The 10522-nt window shown below is 38.4% G+C and carries 5 protein-coding genes and 1 pseudogene; all 6 read left to right on the forward strand.

Annotated elements, in window-relative coordinates; translation table 11 throughout:
* Nucleotides 1–5: 5 nt before the first annotated feature.
* Nucleotides 6–4109 carry a TIGR02680 family protein gene (locus ACAN55_RS22470; RefSeq protein WP_379138296.1) on the forward strand — a complete coding sequence of 1368 codons (4104 nt, stop codon included), beginning with the start codon at nucleotides 6–8 and terminating at the stop codon, nucleotides 4107–4109.
* A complete protein-coding gene (locus ACAN55_RS22475; protein WP_379138299.1) occupies nucleotides 4099–5502 on the forward strand; it encodes a TIGR02679 domain-containing protein in 1404 nt (467 codons plus the stop codon). The genes ACAN55_RS22470 and ACAN55_RS22475 overlap by 11 nt, the downstream gene beginning before the upstream one ends.
* Nucleotides 5503–6042, forward strand: coding sequence for an RNA polymerase sporulation sigma factor SigK (gene sigK / locus ACAN55_RS22480; RefSeq protein WP_379138309.1), 540 nt, complete (start codon nucleotides 5503–5505; stop codon nucleotides 6040–6042).
* Between the two features lie 164 nt (nucleotides 6043–6206).
* A complete protein-coding gene (locus tag ACAN55_RS22485) occupies nucleotides 6207–7865 on the forward strand; it encodes a restriction endonuclease (RefSeq protein ID WP_379138302.1) in 1659 nt (552 codons plus the stop codon).
* Nucleotides 7866–8077: 212 nt separating this feature from the next.
* Nucleotides 8078–9802, forward strand: a complete 1725-nt coding sequence (locus ACAN55_RS22490) for a DEAD/DEAH box helicase (protein ID WP_379138304.1) — start codon at nucleotides 8078–8080, stop codon at nucleotides 9800–9802.
* 105 nt (nucleotides 9803–9907) lie between these two features.
* A pseudogene (locus ACAN55_RS22495) lies at nucleotides 9908–10522 on the forward strand (hypothetical protein); the annotation flags it as partial.

The raw sequence follows: 10522 nt of genomic DNA on the forward strand, positions 1-10522 counted from the left end.
GGGTAATGAATTCGTTTCATTTATATCGCTTTGGTCTTGTTAATTTTTGGTACCATAGTGACACAATTTTTGAGTTTAGTAATGGACGCCTTTTTGTTCGTGGTGCAAACGGATCTGGCAAGTCAGTTTCTACTACCATGGCGGTGCCCTTTTTGCTAGATGGTGATAAGCGACCGTCACGTCTTGATCCATTTGGTTCGCAAGATCGGCGAATGATTGATCTTTTGCTGGGAAATAAACATGTGTCTAAGCGCGAGGAAGGTACTGGATATTTATATACAGAATATCGCAAAGGAGATACCTTTGTAACTGTTGGCATCGGCTTGAATGGAAAACGGCGGGAGAGCGACAATACTTTGCAGACATGGTATTTTATCCTTTACAATAAGAGAATTGGGTATGATGTTAAGTTGTACGAAGAAAAGATTGTAAGCGGAGAATGCCAAAAGTTTCCTTTAACTATGAGCGACTTAGCAGACCATATTGGCAGAGACGGAGAAGTAACAGATAGCCAACAGCGTTACATGGAGTTAGTGAATCAAAATATTTATCGTTTTAAAACTACGCAGGAGTTTAAAGAACTGATTGGCGTACTGCTTCAGCTAAGAAGTCCCAAACTCTCCAACGCTGTGAAAGCGAGCGAAGTATCCAATGTTCTCTCTGATGCTCTTCCTGAATTGTCACAATCTGAATTAGCTCCGCTATCTTCGTCATTGGAGAGTATGGATAGCCTGCAAGCAAAGAAGGCTCGTCTTGAGAAGGAACTGGGGTTCCTAGCGATGTTAGCGGATGCGTATGATACTTACAATAAGTTTTCTCTATATGAGAAAGCGAAGCACTTTATATACAGTGAAAAACGACTTTATGAATCAATTGAGCTCATAAAGAAATATAAATTTTCTGAGGCTATAGCGATGGAAAATAAAAAAGATTTAGAACATAAACGGACAGAACAAACTAACATTAAAGAAACTCTCCATAAAAAAATCGCTTTATTGAATGGGCATGCCCTCTTTACAATGGAGGAGGAGTTAGACAAAATAAAAAAAGTTTTACAGAATTTAGTGCATAAACTGCAAGGTACAACGGAAGCCATGGAGACTAATGCAACTCAGCAGCGTGAGGTGGAGGAACGAATCAAGAAAAATGAGGGAAAGGAATACAAGGCTGCAAAAAGCCGGGAAGATGTGCTCTCTGAGCTCGAGGCGCTTGCGGATGATACTTTTTTCTTATCACATACTACTTTAAGTCAGTACTTTGAACAAAATCTTAAGGGTTTTTCGGATGCAGGATTTAAAAACTGGCAAGAAATTCTTCATGAGTATCATATCAGGGTACAGGAAATCGCGGGCCAATTACATTCCTTACAAGCACGGCTCGAACATGAGGAGCAGTTGCAGCAAAATTTAGCAATTGAAGAAGAGCATGTAAAGGAAATAGAGGTAGAGATCCGTGCATTAAGGAAAGAACATAATAAAAATGCAGATATAGTCGAGCATGAAGTTATGGAATGGGCGGAGGGAGCTCGACAATTTCAAGTCCAGCCTAATGAGCTTCTTGAAGCACGGGAAATTTTGCAGGGTATTGGGGAACTATTGGATGAATCATCCACTGCAGCAGTTATAGATTGGATAAATAATTTGTTCCACAAACGTCTTACCGGACTCCAAGAAGAGCGAGCAAACATCACAGCCACCATAGGTATTCTCCAAAAGAAAATCGAGGACACAGAGACACAGCTTTATGAACTGTCAGTTCATAAAGAAATAATGCCTGAGCTTACTGCTTCTGAGCTTATAAAGATGGAGCACTTGCGCACACAGAATATCCGTACTGCGTATTTTTACGAGACCGTTGAGTTTTTAGATCATATAGATACGTCTGTAAAAGAAGCTATTGAAGGTGCAATCACTCGAGCAGGGCTTCTAACAGCACTTATCGTGCATGAAAGTGATCTTTCAATGGTTACTGATTCTATGACTGTGGTACAAAAAGGCTCTTACAAAAAAGAAAATATGCTGACTTATTTGCGTTCCGTACCAACTAACGGGCTCTCTGAGAATGACATTGATGCTGTGCTACAAACTATATCAATTGTTCCCCATGAAGAAGGATATATACTTGAAACGGGGGAGTTCCGAAGCGGCATGATTGGGGGATTAGCACCCCGATATGAGAATTTCTATATTGGAGAATCAGCGCGTGAACAAATTCGTGCTCGCAGGCTAAACGAATTGCAAAAGCTAATTGAGGAACTCATGAGTAGAAAATATGAATTGGATTCTGAATGTTGTTCTATCGAAAATCAGCAGCGTTTACTTCACATGGAGAGAGAGATATTTCCATCAATGGAAGTGTTGCTCGGTTCATTCACCCGCTATGAAAACAAGACCCAGGAACGAGTAACCCAGCTTTCTATGATGGAAAGACTACATACGGTTCTGCGACTTTACCAAAACGATACTCAAGTAGCGCGAAATACGCTTTACTATGCAGCAGAAAGCATGGAACTTCCACTCACGTACACCAGTTATCAAAGAGCTCTTAGTGATATTGAACATTACAAATATATGCTAACTGAGCTGCATAGGGTACACAGAGCGTGGCTTGATGCATATCAGTCAATATCTGATTGTGTGTCGGAGAAAGGACATTTGTTAAATTTTCATGAGTACCTTACAGATGCCAGAGCTGAGATTGAGCAAGATATTGAGCGTAATAAGTCTTATCAAGCGATGTATCTCAAGGAAATTCATGATCTTGGCGATACAGATGTAAAGCAAGAAATTGAGGTAGCAAGAAAGGCAGTTCAGAGATCAGATGAATTGTTGGAAGTAAATCTTAAACTAATAAATGAAACAGAACAAAGTATTCGCAGCTTAAAAGAGAAACTAGAGAAAGAGCAACCACTTATGGAAGAAAGGCTACGATTGGTCAACGCATGGAGAAAATTATATGAAAAAGAGATTTCCTTTGGTTTAGTTTGTCATTCAAAGAGTCCTGCCCAGGTAATAGTTGAATTAGAGGGAACTTGCAAAGAATTTTCATTAGATATGGTGCTTTTAGCACTGAATGGTGCGGAAGCCCACGCTCAGCGTGAGCTTGAGGACTATGTCCTTAAGCAATCTCGATGGAGATTTCCGTTTGAGATTTCGGCTAAAGACAAGGAAGACGCATACTGGCAAATCTTTGAGCAGCACTGCTCGCGACAGTTTTTGGTATTTGCGCCTCAGCATGTGGAGGATACACCGCGTGAAGTGCATAGCCAAGTTGCTGATCAATTAAAACTTATTTCGGGACATATACAGAAAGAGGAGCAAAAGTTGTTTGAAAAAGTGCTTATTGATGTCATCGGTACTGCAATTCATGAGAAAGTAAGATCCGCGAAGAGATGGGAGCAAGATGCTAACGCAATGCTGCAGCGTGTAACCGGCACGATTCAGATGCGACTTGAGTGGGTTCCTCTCACTAGCAAAGAAGAGGACCAAATTTCGACGACTGAGTTATTGTCATACTTGTCCAAGGAATCTGTCTTTTTGACGCCATTACAAAAGGAAAAAGTACGCCTGCATTTTACATCCAAGATTAATGAAGTTCGCAAAAAATACAAAGATGACACCAGCTTTTCTATGTTTGAAGAGATGAAAAAGGCGTTGGATTACCGCAAGTGGTACCGATTTGATATGTTCATCACACGCAAGGGAATTCCAGAAGAACGTTTTACAAATAAGGTGTTTGGGGAACTTAGCGGAGGTGAAAAAGCGATGAGTATTTATTCGCCATTATTTGCAGCGATAGCAGCCAAATACTCTTATGCTGCACCTGATGCCCCTCGTGTGATTTCTCTAGATGAGGCGTTTGCAGGTATTGATAGTGAAAATATTGCACAAATGTTCCAACTCGTTCACGACTTTGAATTTGATTATATTATGAATTCTCAGGTGTTATGGGGGTGTTATGATACGGTAGATGAACTCTCCATTGCTCAAATTCTACGCTCTGTAGATTCTCCAGTGCTCGCTGTTGCACGTTATTATTGGGACGGTAAAGAAAAACATCTTCTATCGGTAGAGAATAATATTGAGGAGTATTCTCGCGATGCAGGATAAGTGGCAATTAATCGAGATTTTTCGGCGTAGCGGCGGCTTCAATCGCCTCTTCGATTTGTTTCGTAAGAAGTTTGAAAGCTATGGGGCATTCGGCACCGTTAAAATGCTGCCTACTAGAGAAGAGGAAAAAGCACTAAGGGGATTTCTTGGCGTTCGATACAAGGGACCGCGTTTTCCTGCAATAGACTTTGAAAAAGCGGTCATGGAAGCAGGTTACTCGATTTCTCTAATTGAGTTGTTAGAGCTCTATTATGGCCGTCAATTACTTACTAAGCGTGAACAAAAGGAATTAAAAGTTTCAGCATGGGAGAATCTTTTTGTACGCGTAGAACAAAATTTTATTATGCGATTCAATGTTTCTGATTCTGAGCAAGAATGTTTTTTCCAGAAGACATTTAAATGGTTTGATAGATTAAAAGCGGGAGATGTCAAAGGTCATAGGATTTTGAGTATTGCTTTTGATAGAGGCGCAAATGTTGATTCAGAATTATTCACCTGTATAAGCGCTCTTTGGCATTTGCTCATGAGAAAGGACGAGATGTTTAGAGCTTGTGGAATATCTATTGGGAAAATTAGGTTGCCTATGTTCGCTGCTTATGTTACCGAAGATTCACATGCTTTTGATAAAACAAATGTAATAGGAAGATTATTATGGAGTGCCCTCGATGATATAAGTAGCCAAAGTCTAATGCTAAGCGAGAATGTTAATAGTCATTTGACAGTCATTCCAGAATATTTGTTAGAGCGGCAAGTTTATAGGCATTTTGACATTTTAGATGACGATCTTAGTTCGATTTCACATGTTTTTGTACCACATTTGGTTAATGGAATTTCTCCTCGAACATTAAATCTACGTGAAATTGAAGAAATGAAACAACTACCAAAATACTCGTCAATGTATATTATTGAAAATCCGTCTGTAATTTCTTATCTGGTAGATGAAACAATCCAATTTCTTAATCTAAACAAATTAACTTTGGAGCAACTACCTTCAGATTTTCCAGTCTTACTTTGTACTATAGGTCAAGCTAGAACCGCTTCTAAAGTATTTATAGAAAAGTGTCTTACAGCAAATCCAAACTGTGTTATTTATTATTCCGGAGACCTTGACGTTCCAGGCATTCAGATGATGAATAATATGAAGGAAAAATTCTCAGCAGAGTTCTATGCTTGGCGTATGGATGCTGCTATATATCGAAAATATGTTGCGTCAAAGAGTAAACCTTTATCTGATACAGACTTGAAAATTCTCCAAGAAAAAGATAGCGGTTTAGAGAAAGAGATGGTGCAGATTAAGGCGAAAGTTTACCAAGAATTGTTTGGACAAGAATTAAGAGGTGATTGGATTAAAGAAGTATCTGCTATTATTTCAATAGATAAAAATAATAAATGAATTGAAATACTGACATCGTATCCTGTCCATAACCTCAAAAAATTCGACAATACCGGTGAGGACATGGAGGATTTAGTCTCCATTGGAACCATTGGTCTCATTAAGGCTATCGAAAGCTATCGTCCAAACAAAGGGACCAAACTGGCCACTTTTGCTGCACGGTGTATTGAGAATGAGATTCTGATGCATCTACGGTCACTGAAAAAGACCCGCAAGGACGTGCCCCTGCACGATCCCATTGGAACGGACAAAGAAGGTAATGAGATTACTTTAATAGATATTTTAGGCTCGGGAGCCGACGATCTGCTGGTGACAGTGGATCTGAATATTGAGAAGAGTAAAATCTACCGCAACCTGGACATCCTAGATGACCGGGAGAAGGAGGTTGTGGTTGGGCGGTTTGGACTGGATACAGGCGGGGAAGAGCGGACGCAGCGGGAGATCGCCAAGGAGCTGGGGATCTCGCGGAGTTATGTGTCCAGGATTGAGAAAAGAGCGCTCATGAAGCTGTATCATGAGTTTTATAAGGTGAAGCGGTGAGTCATCCGAGTCTGTCTATAGACAGACTCTTTTTGTTGTCGAAATTTAGACGTATAGTTTAAAAGAATTATGTAAAAAGTAGGATCTCCATGTAAAACATTTGAAATATGGTGTTATAATTTGGATAAACATGATCCTATTTAACGTAATCTGGAGGGGTAAGGGTGGCTCGTAGTTTTGGAAGTACAGTTAATAAAATTATCAAAGAAACAGCAAAAGCACAGCGTGCAGCTGAAAGATCAAGGAATGCTGCTATTCGTGAACAGGAACGGCATTTAAGGCTGCAGCGGCAATATGAACGCGAGAATGAACGTGCCATTAAACAGTCTATACGTGAACAGAAGGCATACGAAAAAGAACAAAAGGCCCTATACATAGAAGGACGTAAAGAAGAAAGCAATGATTATAATGAAGAAGTTTTTTATCGATTAAATGAATTTAATTCGATTATTAGTGAAACGCTCAGCGTGGATGACAAGATTTCTTTTGAATCATTATATAAGAAGGATGAATATCCTGAGTTTATTGAACCATATGTTAAGCCTCTTCCAGCTAATCCTGTACCAGTACGGGAAAGATTTTTTGCAGGAATTTCTATGGAAGCCTCTTTTATGGAGAAGATTATTGGACTCGGGAAAAAAGCGCGTCTAAGATCTATTGAAAAAGCGGAGAATGCATATAACTATGCCCTTCGCAACTATGAGTCCGCTGAAAATAAAATAAATGAACTGATTAAGGAAAATGAAATATTCCTCAGTTCTGCAAGAGCAGAATATGACGAGGCTAAACGTTTGTATTTAGGGGAAATATCATCTCATAACAGCTCCGTTGACGATTTTAAGACAAGCTATTTCAGTAAAGAAAAAGAAGCCATTGAGGCTTACAACACTCTCGTTCTGGGACGTTCTAATTACAGCGATATTTTTCCTCAAACCTTTGAATTGTTTTATATAGAAGAGAGCAAAGAATTGTTAGTGGAATATGAATTGCCGGATGTGACGGCAGTCCCCAAGAATAAGGAATATAAATATACACAGAGCCGCGATGAGATTAAAGGAGTACCTTTTAAATCCAAGGAATTGAATGAAATCTATTCTACACTTGTAGCATCGATAGCACTTCGTACACTCCATGAGCTTTTTGAAGCTGACCAAGGAAATCATTTGGATTCTGTCGTGTTCAATGGAGTGGTATCCACAGTGGACTTAAGTACGGGGCTCGATATTCGGCCGTGCATTTTGACCATTCAGACCCGAAAAGACGAATTTATGAAGTTTGATCTTGCCAGAGTGGATATTCTTGCATGTGTAAAGGGTCTTAAAGCTCAACTCTCCCCTTCAGTAACTGAACTCACTCCTGTCAAACCAATTGTTGATCTTGTAATGTATGATAAACGATTTGTAAATGAAAGAGATATGATATCTACTCTTGATACACGAACCAACCTTCTGGAGATGGACCCTTTTGATTTTGAACATTTGGTATGTAACTTGTTTTCGAAAATAGGTCTTGAATCCAAACTGACACGATCTAGCAGAGATGGTGGAGTGGATGTCATTGCTTTTGACCCACGCCCTGTTTTTGGTGGGAAATACGTAATACAAGCAAAAAGATATAAAAATACTGTAGAGGTAGCTGCAGTCCGAGACTTGTACGGTACTATGATGAACGAGAATGCGTCGAAAGGAATATTGGTTACTACATCGACTTATGGACCCGACGCTAGAAGTTTTGCCAAGGACAAGCCAATTGAATTAATTGACGGCCGGGTGCTTTTGCATATGTTAGAGGAGCAGGGGGTTCATGCGAAAATACATTTATGAAAAAATATCATAAGCGTAACAGATGTAATTATCTGAACAGCACACTAGTGGTATTGAAACTAAAAGTGACTTTTTAGTAAGAACTTACTTGCATTTTGTAGCGCAAAAATTCGGTGATCATTCAGTTCCGACTAAAGAACTATTCAATCAAGCAATTAATAAAAAATAATTAATATAACTAATGCTTTCATTTTATTATTTGAGGTGAGGTCATGTTATTAGAAGTTGGAAAACAAATTGAGCTTCCAAGACTAATGGCTCCAAGGGAAAAATATAGAATAGGGGAAGCATTACTTGTATTGGACTCTAAACAATTCAGAACTATTAACAAGATAACTAAAGTTCAATTTCTGGGTAAACGTTATGATAATTTGTATGAGTTAGATTCGGGAGAAAAAGTATTAATCGTAGAAAAGGGGATTAAACAAATACCAGATGTGATTGAAGTAGATGGCATTCTAAGACTTAAAGACGGAGAGTTGATATGGATATGGCATCGTAGTTACACTTCTGATCAAGAAACTCCCACAGTACAATATCGTGATAAAGCGACTCGAGATTGGCAACATAAATTTCGTTTTAAAGAAGAACTTATTGATGGAGTAACAGGTAAAGTTATAACAAAAGGTTTGAGACCGCCTCAAATTGGTGCCTTACATGCTATTGGAGCACATTGGAGTATATCCTCGCAACCGGCAACAATTATAATGCCTACAGGAACAGGGAAAACTGAAACAATGTTAGGAACCCTTGTAAATTATATCAGAGGTTGTGTTTTAGTTGTTGTTCCTTCTCGAGCACTCAGGGATCAAATTGCTCGAAAGTTTTTAGAACTTGGGTTGTTAAAGCATCTAGGAAATATTCCTAAAAATTCGAAGAATCCGAAAGTTGGTATATTAAAGCATCGACCTTTAAATAAATATGAACTTGGGATATTTGAGACTTGTAATGTTGTAGTTGCTACCATTAGCACAGTAGCTCAGGGAAATGCTATAAAATTGATGAATGATATTGCTGAACGTTGCAGTTATTTAATAATAGATGAAGCCCATCACATAGCAGCTGATAGTTGGAACCAGTTAAGAGAAGCGTTTTCTATGAAACCTGTCATTCAATTTACAGCAACTCCCTTTCGGCGAGATGGGAAACCTGTTGATGGAAAAGTAATATACTCTTACCCTCTTTCAAGAGCACAAAGTGATGGTTATTTTAAACCAATAAAGTTTCAACCTGTATTTGAATTACGAAGTGATTTTTCTGATCAAACTTTAGCTGCAGCAGCAGTAGAAAAACTTATTGACGATATCAATAATGGATACGACCATATACTAATGGCGAGATGTTCTAGTATAGACCGAGCAAATGAAGTGTTTATTGTTTACAGAAACATGGCTGCTGATCTTAATCCTATAATGGTGCATAGTGAACAAGGAGATAATAGTAAAATTATAGATAGAATAAATAATAGAGACTCTAGAATTGTAGTATGTGTCGACATGCTTGGAGAAGGATATGATTTACCACAACTAAAAATTGCAGCACTGCATGATACTCATAAAAGTTTGGCTGTTTTACTTCAGTTTATAGGAAGATTTACCAGATCTTCTGGTGGGCGACTTGGTAATGCTACGGTAATAGCAAATATAGCAAATCAACAAGTAACAGAGTCATTAGAAAGGTTATATAGTGAGGATGCAGATTGGAACATATTATTGAATGAGTATGCCTCTGCTTCGGTTAAAGAACACGCAGAAATGGTAAACTTCCTTGAAAATTCCGATAAATTATTTGAATCTGAATTAGATAAAGAGCAGGAGAAGCTCTCTCCAAAAATGCTTTCACCTAAATTCAGTACAGCAATTTATAAAACTCCAACCTTTGATCCAAAGAAGTTCTATGAAGGTTTGGATAACAAAATTGTAATAAGGGGTGCTTAGCTAAACAAAAAAGAACAAGCACTTTACTTTGTTACGGAAAGCAAAGTAAAAGTAAAATGGAGTCGACTGAAATCAACCTTTGATCAAAAATGGGATCTATATATCATGTACTATAATTCGGAACAAGGATTATTGTTTATCCATTCAAGTGACAAAGATTCTCTTCATCCAGAACTTGCTAATGCGGTATCAGGTGATAAAGCATTTCTTCAAATGGGTGATACTGTATTTCGCTCACTGGGCGGGATTTCAAGATTGATTTTTCAAAATATTGGACTTAAAAAACCGGGAAGACGAAATTTGCGATATTCGATGTATACTGGCGCAGATGTAGCACAAGCTTTAAGTCCGTCACAAAAATCTACATCTACAAAGTCAAATGTTTCTGGAAGTGGATTTGAAAACGGAACACCTGTAAATATTGGTTGTTCTTACAAGGGAAGAATCTGGTCTAAAGAGCAAGGTCAAATTTTTAAGTTTATTAAGTGGTGTAATCATATAGGTGAAAAAATCATTGATGATAGTATTAATACGGATGAAATAATCGATAACGTGTTAATTCCAATTGAAATAGATGAAGTGCCAGATAAAGAAATATTTATGATTGATTGGCCAATAGAGTTGCTTCAACGGTCGGGTCTGTCAATAATTTTGTGTAAACTCTTTAGCAAGGAATTCCCCCGAGGGGGAATTCGCGATACTAGCGTAAGTACTGGCCGA

It is taken from the genome of Paenibacillus oryziterrae (genome assembly GCF_042610485.1).
Classification (GTDB): domain Bacteria; phylum Bacillota; class Bacilli; order Paenibacillales; family Paenibacillaceae; genus Paenibacillus_AQ.